At 53.7% G+C, this 15,778-nt stretch carries 15 protein-coding genes; 14 read left to right on the top strand and 1 reads right to left on the bottom strand.

Features of this window, described 5'->3' with window-relative positions; genetic code table 11:
• The first annotated feature begins 58 nt into the window (after positions 1–58).
• The 3 genes from Q8W22_RS04525 (at position 59) to Q8W22_RS04515 (ending at position 4,634) form a co-directional block, all read left to right on the top strand.
• Entirely contained in the window at positions 59–1,351 is a 1,293-nt protein-coding gene (locus Q8W22_RS04525; protein WP_305414476.1) for a nitrate regulatory protein, read from the top strand.
• A gap of 620 nt (positions 1,352–1,971) precedes the next feature.
• Positions 1,972–2,787: a formate/nitrite transporter family protein gene (locus Q8W22_RS04520; protein ID WP_303432217.1), complete on the top strand. Its 816-nt coding sequence runs from the start codon at positions 1,972–1,974 to the stop codon at positions 2,785–2,787.
• A gap of 113 nt (positions 2,788–2,900) precedes the next feature.
• Entirely contained in the window at positions 2,901–4,634 is a 1,734-nt protein-coding gene (locus tag Q8W22_RS04515; RefSeq protein WP_305451714.1) for a bifunctional protein-serine/threonine kinase/phosphatase, read from the top strand.
• A 12-nt stretch (positions 4,635–4,646) separates the two neighbouring features.
• Here the strand turns inward: Q8W22_RS04515 and Q8W22_RS04510 are convergent, their stop codons facing one another.
• A complete protein-coding gene (locus Q8W22_RS04510; protein WP_305451713.1) occupies positions 4,647–5,264 on the bottom strand; it encodes a LysE/ArgO family amino acid transporter in 618 nt (205 codons plus the stop codon).
• A gap of 157 nt (positions 5,265–5,421) precedes the next feature.
• On the opposite strand from Q8W22_RS04510, the gene Q8W22_RS04505 reads away from it, so the two are divergent.
• The 11 genes from Q8W22_RS04505 (at position 5,422) to Q8W22_RS04455 (ending at position 15,741) form a co-directional block, all read left to right on the top strand.
• Positions 5,422–6,345, top strand: coding sequence for a LysR family transcriptional regulator ArgP (locus Q8W22_RS04505; protein ID WP_305414480.1), 924 nt, complete (start codon positions 5,422–5,424; stop codon positions 6,343–6,345).
• Positions 6,346–6,567: 222 nt separating this feature from the next.
• Positions 6,568–8,196 carry a CTP synthase gene (locus Q8W22_RS04500; protein ID WP_303432211.1) on the top strand — a complete coding sequence of 543 codons (1,629 nt, stop codon included), beginning with the start codon at positions 6,568–6,570 and terminating at the stop codon, positions 8,194–8,196.
• A 75-nt stretch (positions 8,197–8,271) separates the two neighbouring features.
• The gene (gene eno / locus Q8W22_RS04495; protein WP_303432209.1) at positions 8,272–9,564 is read left to right on the top strand and encodes a phosphopyruvate hydratase; all 1,293 of its coding nucleotides are present in this window, start codon (positions 8,272–8,274) and stop codon (positions 9,562–9,564) included.
• 69 nt (positions 9,565–9,633) lie between these two features.
• Complete coding sequence (locus Q8W22_RS04490; RefSeq protein WP_303432208.1) at positions 9,634–9,927, top strand: septum formation initiator family protein; 294 nt, start codon at positions 9,634–9,636, stop codon at positions 9,925–9,927.
• On the top strand, positions 9,924–10,655 hold the full coding sequence (gene ispD, locus Q8W22_RS04485; protein ID WP_305451712.1) for a 2-C-methyl-D-erythritol 4-phosphate cytidylyltransferase: 732 nt from the start codon (positions 9,924–9,926) through the stop codon (positions 10,653–10,655). The genes Q8W22_RS04490 and ispD overlap by 4 nt, the downstream gene beginning before the upstream one ends.
• Complete coding sequence (gene ispF, locus Q8W22_RS04480; RefSeq protein WP_303432206.1) at positions 10,652–11,131, top strand: 2-C-methyl-D-erythritol 2,4-cyclodiphosphate synthase; 480 nt, start codon at positions 10,652–10,654, stop codon at positions 11,129–11,131. The genes ispD and ispF overlap by 4 nt, the downstream gene beginning before the upstream one ends.
• A gap of 103 nt (positions 11,132–11,234) precedes the next feature.
• Positions 11,235–12,335, top strand: a complete 1,101-nt coding sequence (gene truD / locus Q8W22_RS04475; protein WP_303432205.1) for a tRNA pseudouridine(13) synthase TruD — start codon at positions 11,235–11,237, stop codon at positions 12,333–12,335.
• Positions 12,332–13,072, top strand: coding sequence for a 5'/3'-nucleotidase SurE (gene surE, locus Q8W22_RS04470; RefSeq protein ID WP_303432203.1), 741 nt, complete (start codon positions 12,332–12,334; stop codon positions 13,070–13,072). Before truD ends, surE begins: the two co-directional genes overlap by 4 nt.
• Before the next feature lie 43 nt (positions 13,073–13,115).
• Positions 13,116–13,751, top strand: a complete 636-nt coding sequence (locus Q8W22_RS04465; RefSeq protein ID WP_370694162.1) for a protein-L-isoaspartate(D-aspartate) O-methyltransferase — start codon at positions 13,116–13,118, stop codon at positions 13,749–13,751.
• A 27-nt stretch (positions 13,752–13,778) separates the two neighbouring features.
• Complete coding sequence (locus Q8W22_RS04460) at positions 13,779–14,684, top strand: DUF368 domain-containing protein (protein WP_305451710.1); 906 nt, start codon at positions 13,779–13,781, stop codon at positions 14,682–14,684.
• Between the two features lie 142 nt (positions 14,685–14,826).
• Entirely contained in the window at positions 14,827–15,741 is a 915-nt protein-coding gene (locus tag Q8W22_RS04455) for a peptidoglycan DD-metalloendopeptidase family protein (protein ID WP_305451709.1), read from the top strand.
• Positions 15,742–15,778 lie beyond the last annotated feature (37 nt).

Here is a 15,778-nt window from a genome sequence, read left to right as displayed (position 1 = left end):
AGCATGGCGGCCCTTGTTATTCTTCCGGGTCAAGCTCAAAACCATACAGTGATTCCAGATGACATTAACGAGTGAAGACTTTCTGCTGGCGGCTAAACGTGCTGAGATCAGTGCTCTGAAACAATTATTGGTGAGCAGTGGGTTGGTCACCTGGGTCACGGATCTGATTCATGAGCTGCAACGTGAACGTGGCTTGTCGAATATTTATCTGGTATCCCATGGCCAACGTTTTGCCCGCCAACGGCTCGATGAACTGGAAGCCACCAAACAAGCAGAATGTGTTTTTCGGGAAGCCTTGTCGTTGCTGGAGCTGGATAGTGATTCTCCCTCGTCTGCCCGCCTGTTCCGGTCCTTGTCCTTTGTATTGCATTGTCTGGATGAATTACCCGCATTACGGCTTCAGATTAATGCGCAAAAACTCACCGCGGATGAGAATACCCGGCTCTTTAACCGTACGATTTCCGGTTTGCTGAGTGTGGTGTTCGAAGCCGCCGGCAGTGTCAGCGACCCGGATATCACCCATGCACTGGTGGCCATGTTCAATTTTGTGCAAGGCAAGGAATATTCCGGTCAGGAACGAGCCTTGGGCGTTATCGGTTTTGCCATGGGAGAATTCACCAAAAAACAACAGATACATATCAAGACGCTTCAGGATGCCCAGCAACGTTGTTTTGATATCTTTTCCAGCCAGGCCAAGGCCATGCCGGTTGATCAATGGCGGCAGGCAGAAAGCAGTGAGGCTGCCATCGAATTCAACAAGTTGCGTAATATGATTGCCCGCTTCAGTCATAACGACACCCTGCCAACCGCAATCAGCGAAGTATGGTACGAGCTGTCGACACATCGGATTGATGATATGCGGGCGATTGAAAAGGAGCTGGAAGCGGATCTGTTTCACCTTTGCCAGCAAAAAATTGCCAAGGCAGAAGAAGATCTTCGGCTGCATGACAATCATGTTCGGGAACTGACAGATATCGATGAGCCGCCCACATCGGTGTTGTCTTCCTTTCCTGATTCCATTAACGACCCTGTCAAGCTGACCATGACGCCCGGATTTAATACTAACGTGGCCAGTTCAATATCCGAGTTGGTACAGCGTCAGGCTGAACACCTGGAAGCCATGAGAGATGAATTAAGACAGGCACGTCAGGCACTGGATGAGCGCAAACTGATCGAAAAGGCCAAAGGCTTGCTGATGCAAAATCAGAATATCAACGAAGAAGAAGCGTATCGCCAGATTCGCCAGTCCGCCATGGACAACAAAAAGCGCATTATCGATATCGTCCGTAATATCATCAGCGTCTCCGACATGCTGCAACTGAACGACGGCGACAGTACTTCTCTGGAATAAACTCTTTATACCAAGACCAAGCTCAATACCGGGCCATCGATCAATACCCGGTCATGTAGCAGTACCAGCAGTACCGGGATATGCGCTGTTCCTTTCCTGGCCAGACTGATAACCGATTGATGGCACGGCTACCCAGGAGTCAGACCACTGGACGCCATAACTGCCGGGCCAAACTCCATGTGGTCACGGCTGCAGCAGTTGCATATTCTGCTGGTGCACACAGATGGAGCACCTGGGGGAAATCAAGCCCTGAAATAATCCAAAAATAGCACTGCCAGTGGTATGTGAACGTATTATTTGTCTGATTTTTTTAAGTAAATCCAACAAAATCAATGGTTTATGATAAATGGCACGCCAGATGCTTGGAGATCCCAAGACTGTGGATCAATGATGATGCACAGCACTGAAAACAACGACGTTGAGTACTTCCCTGACTTTTTGCCAGCGGATGGTGCCACGTCGTGCTCCATAGCATGTCAAAACACCTTATTCGGGTAGGTTCAAGCGTCAGCAGTTACTCAACTTCGTGATCTGAGTCTTCATGGTCGCCCTTTGGCACATGAACCAAATCATTAGGTATCGACAGTAACGCAATACCTACCGAACCCAAGGAATTTGATATGTCCTATCTCGCGCCTTCCGAATTTGTGACCAAGATGGTCGATGCCGGTGAAGAGAAAATCTTCATGTCCACCAAGGACACTCTGATACGCGCCTTTATGGCCGGTGCAACCCTTGCCCTGGCGGCTATTTTTGCCATTACTGTAGCGATGAAAAGTGGTTCTCCATTCCTGGGTGCCAGCATGTTTCCTGTTGGTTTTGTCATGCTCTATCTGATGAAATTTGACTTGCTGACCGGGGTCTTCACGCTGGTTCCGCTGGCGTTGATCGACAAGCGCCCCGGCTGCAATATCAAACAATTGCTGCGTAACTGGGGTTTGGTCTTTCTGGGCAACCTGGGTGGTGCGCTGGCTGTCGCCTTTATGATTTCCTTTGTTCTGACGTATGGCTACAACACCGACGGTGGTGCTCTGGCGGCCAAGGTATCGTCCATTGGTGAGTCCCGTACACTGGGTTACGCCGCTCATGGTGTTGACGGCTGGTTTACCATTTTTATCCGCGCCATGCTGTGTAACTGGATGGTTTCCATGGGGGTTGTGGGGGCGATGATTTCGACGTCTGTCACCGGCAAAATAGCCGCCATGTGGATGCCGATCATGGTGTTTTTCTTCCTCGGTTTTGAGCACTCGATCGTCAATATGTTTTTGTTCCCGTTTTCCATGATCATGGGTGGTGATTTCACCATCGGGCAATATCTGATCTGGAATGAACTGCCGACAGTGATGGGTAATCTGATTGGGGGCTTCCTGTTTGTTGGTTTGCCGCTGTATTACACCCACGTACGCACAAGTTCAAAACGCCCTCTGGTTTCCTGATTCACGACGGATTGTCTATTCTGATTAAAAGGGAGGTAATGGCTCTCTTTTAATCAGGTGGCAATACTCATGGGGACATATATGCCCCCATTAATATAAAAAGGACTCCATGCATGGCGCATGACCTATGCATTGCTGCTGGCCAGTATTCCGATAAAGGCCTTAAAAACAGCAACCAGGACAGCCTGGGACTGGTGACACCGGCACCTTCTCTGTTGGCATTCAAGGGTGTCAGCGCCGCTATTGCTGATGGCATCAGCAGCAGTAACGTCAGCCATATTGCCAGTCAAACAGCCATTGATACGTTTCTGGAAGACTATTACCGAACCTCGGAAGCCTGGACGGCACAACATTCGGGTGAACAGGTAATACGGGCAATCAATGGCAGCCTGTATTTAAAAAACCAGCGCAGTGATTTCCGGTTTGATATCAACCGGGGCTATGTTTGTACGCTAAGCGCACTGGTTTTGCGTGGGTGTGATGGCTATGTGTTCCATGTTGGTGACAGTCGTATCTATCGCTTGAGAGAGCAGACGCTGGAGCAGCTGACCAGCGATCACCGCCTTTGGGAGTCGTCTGAGAAAAGCTATCTGGCGCGGGCCATTGGCATGAGCGAACAGGTCGAGATTGATTACCGCCACACCAGCCTGCAAGCAAACGATGTCTTTATTCTTGCCACCGACGGGGTGTATGAATATGTCACCCCGGAATACCTGCGCGCAACCATCCACCAATATCCGGACGATTTGAATCACGCCGCCACCCTGATTGCCCGACAAGCACTGGATAACGGCAGCGATGACAACCTGAGTATCCAGCTAATCCGGGTGACGGCGCTCCCTGATCGCAAGCAGGCATCGCTGCTGCACGATATGTCTCGCCTGGCTCTGCCACCAGGGCTGGAACCCGGCATGACCTTCGACGGTTACAGGATTATTCGTAACCTGCATACCAGTAGCCGCAGTCACGTCTTTCTGGCCCGTCACCTGCAAAGCAACGACCGGGTGGTCTTGAAACTGCCATCCGGCGAGCTGCAACAGGATGCCGGTTATCTGGAGCGGCTGATGATGGAAGAGTGGATTGCCAGACGCATCCAGAATGCCCATGTTATCCAGCCATATGTGCCAGAGCAGCCGCGCCAATACCTGTATATCGCCAGCCGATACTTTGAAGGCCAGACCCTGACGCAGTGGCTGCAAGACAACCCCAGGCCAACCTTGGAACAAGTCCGCCATATTATTGATCAGATTGCCCGTGGCTTACGGGCGTTTCACCGGCTGGATATGCTGCACCAGGACATCAAGCCCGACAATGTGATGATCGATGCCGAAGGGCGGCTGATGATTATCGACTTCGGCTCCACCATTGTCCGGGGGCTGGCAGAAATCGGATTGGATAACAGCAATGAATTTCCCGGCACCGCACTGTATATGGCCCCGGAATACTTTTTGGGGCAACGGGGGCAGCTGCAATCAGACCAGTTTTCTCTCGGCGTGCTTGCCTATCATATGCTCACTGGCCAATTTCCCTACGGGGTCGAAGTGGCGCGTTGCCAGTCGGTTGCGGCTCAAAAACGGCTACGCTATCGCAGCATACTGGTCGATGAACATACGGAAGTCCCGGCCTGGGTAGACGACGCCATCCAGAAAGCGACATGCATCGATCCATACAAACGCTATGAGGATATCTTTGAATTTGTGCACGACTTGCGTACCCCCAACCAGAATTTTTTAAACAAGACACGGCCGCCGCTGATGGCGCGTAATCCGGTGCTTTTTTGGCAAAGTGCCGCCGCGCTGGAATTGCTGTTACTGATTTTGCTTGCTCATCAATTACTGGTTGGCTAACGGCTGTTCGGGTCAGGGCAGCAGAGTCAGGGCGACCAGTAGCAAAATCACCCCGGTAATCACATCCAGCACCTGCCAGTGATAAGGAGAGCTCAAGTGAGGCCGCAGCTTTTTGGCACCGGCAACCAGCAAGATAAACCAGCTGGCCGAGCCGCAAGCAGCCCCCACCACAAACAGCCCCGGATGACTCTGCTGTGCCCCGACACTGCCAATCAGCACCACGGTATCGAGGTAAACATGGGGATTGATCAACGACAGCGCCATCACCTGGCCGGCACTGCGCCACGGGCTGACCGGCTCTGATGCCGCCGCCGCGACCAGGCCATTGCCGCCTTGCAGCGCCCGGCCAAAGGCCTGCAACGCCAACCACAGCAGCAGGGCAATTCCCAGCCAGGTGAGCACCGGCACCAGAGAGGGGAGCAGTGACTGGATATAATCCAGCCCAAACACCCCCACAGACACCAGCAAGGCATCCAGCAGGGTACACACACCGGCAATCGTCCAGGGGTTTTCGCCACGCAGGCTTTTTTGTAACACCCAGGCATTCTGTGCGCCGATGGCCACAATCAACCCAGTGGTAATGGCAAAACCGGTGATGGCCGGTTGCAGGCTCAATAACAGATCAGACACAGGCAGGGTGCTCCAGTACTCAAAAAACGCCACACAGAGAAATTCGCTTCGCCATCGCTGTACCGCTGACGGCATTGGGCGAGCAGATGCGTGGCAGAGTAAGGAGAGAACTGATATAAGTCCAAGTCATAAATCTAATGAGATATTAGAGAAGCTTATGATTGACTATCGTGCGCTGGAAGCGCTGGTCGCAGTGATCGAAACCCGAGGCTTTGAACGCGCAGCACAACGGTTGAACATCAGCCAATCGGCGGTCAGCCAACGTATTCGCCAGCTGGAATTCAAACTCGGCCAGCCAGTCTTGCTGCGCACCACACCCCCCAAACCTACCGAACTGGGACAGCGCCTCGCCAACCATCGGCAACAGGTGCAGCAGCTGGAACAAGGCCTGTTATTGGACGAAGGCGACCAAGGCCAGTCGGTGCGGATTCGGCTGGCGGTTAATGCCGACTCGCTGGATACCTGGCTGGTTCCGGCGCTGGCTGCCGCACCAGACAGTCACAGCATGGATTTTGAATTGTTGGTCGACGATCAGGACGTTGGCTTGCGACGGATGAAAAATGGCGAAGTCATGGCCTGTATCTGCGCCGCTGATACCCCGGTGAATGGCGGGTTATTACAGCCACTTGGCATCCTCCGTTACCGCGCCTTTGCCAGCCCCGACTTTGTAGCGCGGCATGGGGCCGGGCAGCCGCTGTTAATGCCGCAGCCGCCACTGGCACAATTGCCTTGTCTGATCTTCAACCAGGACGACCGTCTGCAACACCGGTTTTTGCAGGCGCTGTGCCCGCAACAACCGGAGCCGCAGCGTTACCATATTTCACCGACCTCCGAAGGCTTTGTGCGTATGGCGCTGGAAGGCCTTGGCTACGGCATGATGCCGCAACTGCAAGTTACCCAATATCTTGAAGACGGCACGCTGGTGGACATGGTGCCCGGCTACTATCTGGATGTGGTGCTGTACTGGCACTACTGGCAAACCGAAAGCCCGGTGATGCGTGGATTAAGAGAAGCCGTGGTCGCTGCGGCGCGGGATTGCCTGATCCCCCTCAGCCCTCCCCTTGGCAAGGGGAGGGAGTAATAAATTTCTTCCTCCTGAAAAGGGGGAGGCCGGGAGGGGCGGTTAAACGGGGTAAAAACGGCCAACTCCAGGGTTGTTCAGGAAATTACCGTGACTTAACTGCCAGGAACGAGCCTAAACAAATTTACCCGAATTGCCGAATCTGTTAACCTGCCCTCCCATCTCAAGTGAAGGTTCTGCACCTTCCGTTTTGATTTATCACCTCTATTTCGCGGACCTTCTATGACACGATTTATCTTTGTCACAGGTGGTGTTGTTTCTTCGTTGGGGAAAGGCATCGCTTCTGCATCTTTGGCTGCCATTCTGGAAGCCCGTGGCCTTAAGGTCACTATGCTCAAGCTGGACCCTTATATCAACGTCGATCCTGGCACTATGAGCCCTTTCCAACACGGAGAGGTGTTTGTAACCGAGGACGGTGCTGAGACCGACCTCGACCTTGGCCATTACGAACGTTTTATTCGCACGACGATGTCGCGCCGGAACAATTTTACCACTGGCCGTATTTATACCGATGTATTGGCGAAGGAACGCCGTGGCGATTACCTGGGCGGAACCGTGCAGGTGATCCCGCACATTACCGATGAAATCAAGCGCCGGGTTCTGGAAGGCGCTGAAGGTGCGGATATTGCGCTGGTTGAAATCGGTGGCACGGTGGGCGATATCGAATCGCAGCCGTTCCTGGAAGCGGTACGGCAGATGAAGGTTGAAATGGGCTCGCGCCGGGCGCTGTCCATTCATCTGACGCTGGTGCCTTATATCGCCACTGCCGGTGAAACCAAGACCAAGCCGACCCAACACTCGGTAAAGGAAATGCGCACCATTGGCTTGCAGCCGGATGTGCTGATTTGCCGTTCCGATCACAAGATCGAAGCCTCTGCTCTGCGCAAGATTGCGCTGTTTACCAACGTTGAAGAGCGGGCGGTGATTCCTTTGGAAGACGCCGACACCATCTACAAGATTCCACGACACCTGCACGAAGCCGGGCTGGATGATCTGATCGTTGAGAAATTCGACCTGTCATGTAAAGACGCTGATTTGTCCGAGTGGGATGCGGTGGCCGATGCCAAGCTGAACCCGGAAAAAGAAGTCACCATTGCCATGGTCGGTAAGTACATGGATCTGCTGGATGCCTACAAATCGCTGATTGAGGCGATTGATCATGCCGGTATCCATCATCGCGCCAAAGTCCATATCCGTTATATCGATGCCGAAGATGTGGAACGTAAAGGGGTGGAAATCCTGTCGGATGTCGATGCTATTCTGGTGCCTGGCGGTTTTGGTAATCGCGGTGTCGAAGGCAAGATCCGTACGGTTCAGTATGCTCGTGAGAACAAGGTACCGTATCTGGGTATCTGTCTGGGCATGCAGGTGGCGGTAATTGAATTTGCTCGTCATGTTGTGGGTTGGGAAGACGCCCACTCATCAGAATTCAGCACCGAGACGACGCATCCGGTGGTGGGTTTGATCACTGAATGGACGACCGCTGAAGGTACAACCGAAGTGCGTAGCGAAGCCTCCGATCTGGGTGGCACGATGCGACTGGGCGGGCAGGAATGTGTTCTGCTGCCTGAGTCCACTACTTCGGCGGCCTACGGTCAGGATGTAGTGCTGGAACGTCACCGTCACCGTTATGAGGTGAACTCATCCCTGGTGCCGGAACTGGAAGCCGCGGGTTTGCGGATTTCCGGCCGCTCGGTTGATGGTGAGCTGGTAGAAGTAATCGAAGTGGCTGATCATCCCTGGTTTGTGGGTTGTCAGTTCCACCCGGAATTTACGTCCACTCCCCGTGATGGCCATGGCCTGTTTTCGGCCTTTATCAATGCAGCATTGATCCACAAAGAAAAAATATAACGACCGGCAATCCTGACCGGCACATATGAGCCGGGTCAGGGCATCCAATTTGCCATTTACTCATGGAGAAACCTTATGGCTAAGATCGTAGACATCAAGGCACGCGAAGTGCTGGATTCCCGCGGTAACCCGACTATTGAAGCGGATGTTACCCTCGAAGGCGGTTTTTTTGGTACCGCTTGTGCTCCTTCTGGCGCATCAACAGGAACTCGTGAAGCACTTGAACTGCGTGATGGTGATAAAAGCCGTTACCTGGGCAAAGGCGTACTGACGGCCGTTGCTAACGTCAATGACATTATCAAGCCTGCTCTGATTGGCATGGACGCAACCGGGCAACGTGCCCTGGATGAAAAAATGCTCGAGCTGGATGGTACCGACAACAAAGCCAAATTGGGTGCTAACGCCATTCTGGCCGTGTCTCTGGCAGCTGCCAAAGCGGCGGCTGTGTCCAAGGGTGTTGAACTGTACGAACACATTGCTGATCTGAACGGTACCGCTGGCCAGTACTCCATGCCAGTACCCATGATGAACATCATCAATGGTGGTGAGCACGCCGACAACAACGTCGATATTCAGGAATTCATGGTTCAGCCCGTTGGCGCTGCAAGCTTTGCTGAAGCGTTACGTGCCGGTGCTGAAATCTTCCACAGCCTGAAAAAAGTGCTGGGCAACAAAGGCCTGAGCACTTCTGTTGGTGACGAAGGTGGTTTTGCTCCGGATCTGGCCTCCAACGCCGATGCCTTGGCCGCCATTCAGGAAGCGGTTGCCGGAGCCGGTTACGAACTGGGTAAAGACATCACTCTGGCACTCGACTGTGCTTCTTCTGAGTTCTACAAAGATGGCAAGTACGATCTGAAAGGCGAAGGTAAAGTCTTCACTGCAGAGGCGTTCTCGGATTACCTGTACGACCTGTGCGAACAGTATCCGATTGTCTCTATTGAAGACGGCCAGGATGAGTCCGACTGGGATGGCTGGAAATACCAGACTGAAAAACTTGGTGCCAAGGTGCAATTGGTTGGCGATGACCTGTTTGTTACCAATACCAAGATCCTGCAAGAAGGTATTGACAAGCACATTGCCAACTCCATCCTGATCAAGTTCAACCAGATCGGTTCTCTGACCGAAACACTGGAAGCCATTAAAATGGCCAAGGACGCCGGTTACACTGCAGTGATCTCGCATCGCTCTGGTGAAACGGAAGATACCACCATTGCCGATCTGGCCGTGGGTACCTGTGCTGGCCAGATCAAGACCGGTTCGCTGTGTCGCTCTGACCGTGTATCCAAGTACAACCGCCTGTTGCGAATCGAAGAGCAGCTGGGTGCCAAGGCCCCTTATAATGGCCTGAAAGAGATCAAGGGTCAGTAATCGACACCTGATCAAATAACAAAGCCGGGCGATTGCCCGGTTTTTGTTCGCCTGACTTCCGGAAATACCATGAGCACTACGACCCAGCGAGTCATGTTATTCACCGGTACCCTGTTGGTACTGGTGCTCCAGTACCGCATTTGGTGGGATGACAGTGGTATATTGGCCAGCCGGACGCTGGCGCATCTGATTGACCGTATCGCCGAAGATATCGATGTACTGGAAGGCCGTAACGATCAGTTAACACTGGAAGTCGACGATTTACGCCATGGCAGTGCCATTCTCGAAGAAAAGGCCCGTGAAGATCTTGGTCTGGTACAAGATGGCGAAACCCTGATCCTGTTTGTTGAGCCACAACCATGACGACCTGGCCATTAGTTGTTGCCGCAGGGGTTGGCCGCCGTATGCAGGCCGATCGCCCGAAACAATATTTACGTCTGAATCAGCGCCTGCTGATGGACTATACCCTTGATACCTTGCTGACCTATCCGGGCATAACACGCCTGGTGCTGGTGCTGTCTGAATACGATCCTTACTGGCCTGATAGTGAATTTGCTGATGATGCGCGGATTCTGCGTGCCTGTGGTGGAGCGGAGCGGTGTGACTCGGTATTAAACGGCTTGCGCGCCTTGCAGACACTGGCAGCAGAAGATGACTGGGTGATGGTGCATGACGTGGCCCGTCCATGCCTGCAGCACAGTGATCTGGACGCCTTGCTGGAAGCGTTATGTTTTCCCGGTGCCATTCTGGCCAGCCCGACCCGCGATACCATGAAGCGTGGCCGGATCAACGCCCAGGGGCAGGCCGATATTGTCGCCACGGTGGAGCGGGAACAGCTCTGGCATGCGCTGACACCACAGGTGTTTCCGCTGGGGTTATTGATCCAGGCACTGGAGTACTGCCGGGCTGAAGGTCTGGCGGTGACCGATGAAGCCTCTGCCGTTGAACACTTGGGGTATGCGCCCAGGCTGGTCGAAGGCCGGGCAGATAACATCAAGGTCACTCGTCCTGCCGATCTGGCATTGGTGGCTTTTTATTTACAGCAGACCTCAGAGTCTGACCAGGCAATCAATAAACGAGGTGCGTTGTGAGAATTGGCCACGGTTTTGATGTTCATGCGTTTGAGGACGGTGACTGTATTACCTTGGGAGGCGTTACGATTCCTTATCATCAGGGCCTCAAGGCGCACTCGGATGGGGATGTAGCCTTGCATGCGTTAGCCGATGCACTGCTGGGCGCTGCTGCCCTGGGGGATATTGGCCAGCATTTTCCGGATACCGATGCACAGTGGGCCGGTGCCGACAGCCGCTTGCTGTTGCAACACGTGGTGAGTCTGTTGGCTGACCGAGGTTATGGGATTGGCAATGTGGATATTACGATTATTGCCCAGGCCCCGAAAATGGCGCCTCATATTGCCCGGATGCGTCAATTGATTGCCGCAGACCTGAATGTGCGGCTGGATGATGTCAACGTCAAAGCCACAACCACCGAGAAGCTGGGGTATGTGGGCCGCAAGGAAGGCATTGCGGTGCATGCTGTGGCACTGATTCTTGCGCTGCCCGGATAATCTCCGGCTATGGCTGTTGGCAAGTATATAATCGACCGTCTGTTTTAACTTCTTTGGTTTGGCCCCGGTGGCTACCAGAACTGATAACTGAGTAACTGATTCTTTGACTGATTCCATCGATAGCACTGCTGCTCCTGCTTCTGCTTCATCAGCAGAACCTGACGTCACCACGGCGAACCATCACTGGCCCATTGGTTGGCCTGCATCCTTACCGGACACCGCTGCCCACGGCATACTCAAGCAGGTGCCGGAGGACTTTATCGTTGATGAGCTGCCGCTGGCCTTGCCTCAGGGAGAAGGTGAACATATCTGGCTGTGGGTCGAAAAGCGTGGAGCCAATACCGCATGGGTGGCGTCGGAGCTGGCGCGTTACGCAGGTGTGCGCGATATGGATGTCGGTTTTGCCGGCCTCAAGGATCGTTATGCGATCACCCGCCAGTGGTTCAGTGTGTATTTTCCCAAGGGAGAGACGCCGGACTTTCTGGCCCTGCAGCACGATGAATTCCGTGTGATGCAGCAGCAACGCCACTCGAAAAAAATACGCCGGGGTGATTTGCTGGGCAACCGTTTTGAATTATTGCTCCGTGAGGTCGAAGGATCCCAGGCAGCGATTGACGCCAACCTGACCGCTATTCGTGACCGGGGCTACCCCAACTATTTTGGTGCCCAGCGTTTTGGTCATGGCGGTGCGAATGTGCCTCAGGGGGTGGCCATGTTGCGCCGTGAAATCCGGGTACGGAATGCCAATAAAAAAGGCCTTTATCTATCGGCTGTTCGATCCTGGATGTTTAATCAGGTGGTGGCAGCACGAATCGTTGCCGGTGACTGGACAACGCCCATGTTGGGCGAACCCCTGACTCCAGCCGGTGAGACGACCGCACCGATGTGGGGGCGGGGCCGTTCGCTGGCCACGGAGGAGGCGCTGGCGTTTGAAGCAAAAGTCCTGGCTCCCTATAGCGACGTACTGGATGCTCTGGAACACAGCGGCTTGAGCCAGGAGCGGCGAGCGCTGGTGGTGAAACCGGAGCGCATGAGTTGGCAATGGCAGCAATGTGATGACGAGACATTGCAATTGCGAGTCTGTTTTTCGCTGGGAGCCGGGTATTATGCGACGTCACTATTACAAGAAGTACTGACAGTCCGTGAGCCGGACCGTATGGCGGCGGCTGTTATCGACACCACAGCAGCAGGAGAAATCCCATGAGCCGGTTGATGCTTTCCAACGACGATGGTGCCCATGCACCGGGGTTACGGACTCTGGCGGAATATCTGCAACAGGCCGGCCATGAGTTATCGGTGATTGCCCCGGATCGTGATCGCAGCGGTGCCAGTAATTCCCTGACACTGGATGGCCCGTTACACCCGGTATTACTTGAAAACGGCTTTTATTGCGTTAACGGTACACCGACGGATTGTGTGCATCTGGGCACCAACGCCCTGTTTCGCGATCAGTGTGAACGGGTGGTTTCAGGCATCAATGCCGGGGCCAACCTGGGTGATGACGTATTGTATTCCGGCACCGTGGCAGCGGCGATGGAAGGTCGTTTTCTGGATAAGACACCGATTGCGATTTCCCTGGTGGGCAAACAGCATTTTGATACTGCTGCCCGTGTTCTGGTGGCATTGTTCCCCCAACTGGAACAGCTGCAGCTGCCTCCGCACTCGGTGATCAATATCAATGTGCCGGATCGACCATACGCTGAACTGAAAGGTCATCGGATAACCCGGTTGGGTCATCGCTACCGTTCGGATAATCCGGTGTTGGCGACCAATCCGCGGGGTAAAGAGTGTTACTGGATTTCTGCTGCTGGTGCTGTCGCGGATGCCGGGCCGGAAACCGATTTTTTTGCAATAGAAGCGGGGTATGTTTCGATTACCCCGATTCAAATGGACATGACTCGGCATGCGGTGCTGGAGCATATGCAATCAGTGCTTGGTTAATGGAGATAGGTGGTTGGATACGCAACAACTGAGTGGAATAGGAATGACATCCCAGCGCACCCGGAATCGGCTGGTGCAGCGCTTACGGGAAGCGGGTGTAAGTAATGAGCAGGTGCTCAGCGTGATAGCGTCAACGCCACGGCATGTATTTATCGATGAAGCCCTGGCACATCGGGCCTATGAAGACACTGCCTTGCCCATTGGTTATGGTCAGACCATCAGCCAGCCCTATACCGTGGCCCGGATGACGGAAATCCTGCTGGGTAATCAGCAACGTCTTGGGCGGGTACTGGAAGTTGGAACCGGCTGTGGTTATCAGGCGGCGGTCTTGTCACCGCTGGTGGATCATCTCTTCAGTGTTGAGCGCATAGAACCACTGTTTTCTCGTGCCAGAAACCGTCTTTCTGAACTGGAATACCGTAATATCCATTGCTCATTATCGGATGGAAGCTGGGGACTGCCAGAAAAAGGCCCGTTTGACGGTATTATCGTTGCCGCGGCCCCGGAACAGGTGCCCAGTGCGCTACAGGAACAACTGGTCGATGGTGGCCGGATGGTGATTCCAGTAGGGGGTGAGCAGCAAAAACTGACTCTGATTACCCGTGATGGTGACACCTTTGTCACTGAGATTCTGGAAGATGTGTTGTTTGTCCCTTTTCTGTCCGGGATTCAGCGTTAGTTTTCCCTTTGTTAACAAGGATTTTACATGCACCACTTCTGGCTGTTTCTGAAAGGTATCGCGATGGGATCGGCCGATGTGGTTCCTGGCGTCTCTGGCGGTACGATCGCATTTGTCACCGGTATTTATGATCAGTTGCTGGGTTCTATCCGCAAGGTCGATGCCGAGGCGGTGAGGTTGTTGTTCAAGCAAGGCCCGAAAGCCGCCTGGCAGCATATCAATGGCACCTTTCTGGTTATTCTGGGAGCCGGGGTGCTGACTGCACTTCTGAGCCTGGCCAAAGGCATTCATTATTTGCTGGTGCATTACCCGGTCTGGCTGTGGGCTTTCTTTTTTGGTTTGATTATCGCGTCGGTGGTGCATGTTGGCCGTGAGATTCGTCAATGGAATGCGCCCACTCTGTTATTACTGGCGGCAGGAGCCGTGGTGGCAGGCTGGATCAGCATGGCCGCTCCAACCTCGATTGAAGCCACACCGCTGGTGGTTTTTCTGGCGGGGAGTATCGCTATCTGTGCCATGATTTTGCCGGGTATATCCGGCAGCTTTATTTTATTGTTGATGGGGTTGTACGAACCGATTCTGGGGGCATTAAAAAGTTTTGATCTGGGCATTATGGCTCTGTTTGGTGCTGGAGCCGTGATCGGACTGTTGAGTTTTTCCCGCTTTCTCAGCTGGTTGCTGGCCGGTTGGCGAGAGGCAACCTTTGCGATTTTGACGGGATTTATGATCGGCTCGCTGGTCAAGGTCTGGCCCTGGAAAGAAACGCTGACCACCCGCCTGAACAGCAAGGGAGAGACAGTGCCGGTGTATCAGCAGAATATTCTGCCAGATATCGGTACCGATTTACTGCTGGCGCTGTTGTTGATGGTGGCCGGGCTGGCGACGGTGCTGTTGCTTGAATGGATCGCCAAACGTCAAGGTGATGCCGACTGACTCATCTTTGCTGATGGCCGGAACCGGCCGTCAGGGGTTAAGGGTCTATTATTACATAGTGTCGTTAGACTGGTTCAACGTGCGCCTGCTAATGAAAATCTGTCACTCCAAGGTGTCAAGAACCAACCAATCAGGAAACACCATGAAACGCCTGACTGTGATTATTGTCGCCGTGATTATTGGCACACTGGCTGGCTGCTCTTCAGGCAGCGGCTTTATTTCCACCGAAGAAAAATTCGGCGGCTCTGAAGGCTCGATCTATCAGCCGACCGGGAGCGTCAATAATTCGTCAGGCTATCATGTCGTTAGAAAAGGCGACACGCTCTACTCCATTGCCTGGCGTTACGGTCTGGATTATCAAGGTCTGGCCAGAGCCAATGGTATTTCCAGCCCCTATACGATATTTCCGGGTCAGAAAATTGACGTTCGAGCGAAGTCATCGACCGTTGCCGTGAGTAATCCATCGTCTGCTTCTACCAGCGTCAGTAAACCGGCACCTGCAGCACCAGCCCCCGTTATTTCTGCACCGACGGCTCCGCCAGCGGCCGTTTCAACCACTGTTACGTCGACACCTGTTGTTTCAACACCCTCAACACCGGTGGTCTCCGGCCCTGTTGCTACCACTCCTGTTGCCACTGCTCCGGTACCGATTGTCGTCACACCGGTAACCACCGAACCGGTTAGCAGTGCTGCGTGGCGCTGGCCTGTGCCTGGCAAGATACTGGCTCAATTTTCGACCTCAAAACCCGTCAATAAAGGGATTGATCTGGCAGGAGTGCAGGGAGAATCGGTGTCTGCCGCCGCTGGAGGCACCGTGGTGTATGCCGGTCAGGGACTGCGGGGGTACGGCAACCTGGTGATTATCAAGCACGATGAAACCTATCTCAGCGCCTATGCCCACGCCAGCCGCATACTGGTTAAGGAAAAAGATCAGGTCAAGGCCGGGGAGGTGATTGCTGAGGTTGGCTCTACCGGCACAGACAGCGTGAAACTGCATTTTGAAGTCCGTAAAAACGGTAAGCCGGTGGATCCCTTGCTGTACTTGCCAGCGCGCTAACCGCACCAATTATTCTGTGAACAGTTGTTCTGGCATG

This window comes from Oceanobacter sp. 1_MG-2023 (genome assembly GCF_030689025.1).
GTDB lineage: Bacteria > Pseudomonadota > Gammaproteobacteria > Pseudomonadales > Oceanobacteraceae > Oceanobacter.
The sequence above is the reverse complement of the archived record's forward strand: the minus strand, read 5'-3'. Positions and strand labels throughout refer to the sequence as shown.

Bases quoted from the DNA above. Each gene is read 5' to 3' on its own strand.
- Q8W22_RS04525 (WP_305414476.1), top strand. From the start codon at position 59: ATGACATTAACGAGTGAAGACTTTCTGCTGGCGGCTAAACGTGCTGAG.
- Q8W22_RS04520 (WP_303432217.1), top strand. From the start codon at position 1,972: ATGTCCTATCTCGCGCCTTCCGAATTTGTGACCAAGATGGTCGATGCC.
- Q8W22_RS04515 (WP_305451714.1), top strand. From the start codon at position 2,901: ATGGCGCATGACCTATGCATTGCTGCTGGCCAGTATTCCGATAAAGGC.
- Q8W22_RS04505 (WP_305414480.1), top strand. From the start codon at position 5,422: ATGATTGACTATCGTGCGCTGGAAGCGCTGGTCGCAGTGATCGAAACC.
- Q8W22_RS04500 (WP_303432211.1), top strand. From the start codon at position 6,568: ATGACACGATTTATCTTTGTCACAGGTGGTGTTGTTTCTTCGTTGGGG.
- eno (WP_303432209.1), top strand. From the start codon at position 8,272: ATGGCTAAGATCGTAGACATCAAGGCACGCGAAGTGCTGGATTCCCGC.
- Q8W22_RS04490 (WP_303432208.1), top strand. From the start codon at position 9,634: ATGAGCACTACGACCCAGCGAGTCATGTTATTCACCGGTACCCTGTTG.
- ispD (WP_305451712.1), top strand. From the start codon at position 9,924: ATGACGACCTGGCCATTAGTTGTTGCCGCAGGGGTTGGCCGCCGTATG.
- surE (WP_303432203.1), top strand. From the start codon at position 12,332: ATGAGCCGGTTGATGCTTTCCAACGACGATGGTGCCCATGCACCGGGG.
- Q8W22_RS04465 (WP_370694162.1), top strand. From the start codon at position 13,116: ATGACATCCCAGCGCACCCGGAATCGGCTGGTGCAGCGCTTACGGGAA.
- Q8W22_RS04460 (WP_305451710.1), top strand. From the start codon at position 13,779: ATGCACCACTTCTGGCTGTTTCTGAAAGGTATCGCGATGGGATCGGCC.
- Q8W22_RS04455 (WP_305451709.1), top strand. From the start codon at position 14,827: ATGAAACGCCTGACTGTGATTATTGTCGCCGTGATTATTGGCACACTG.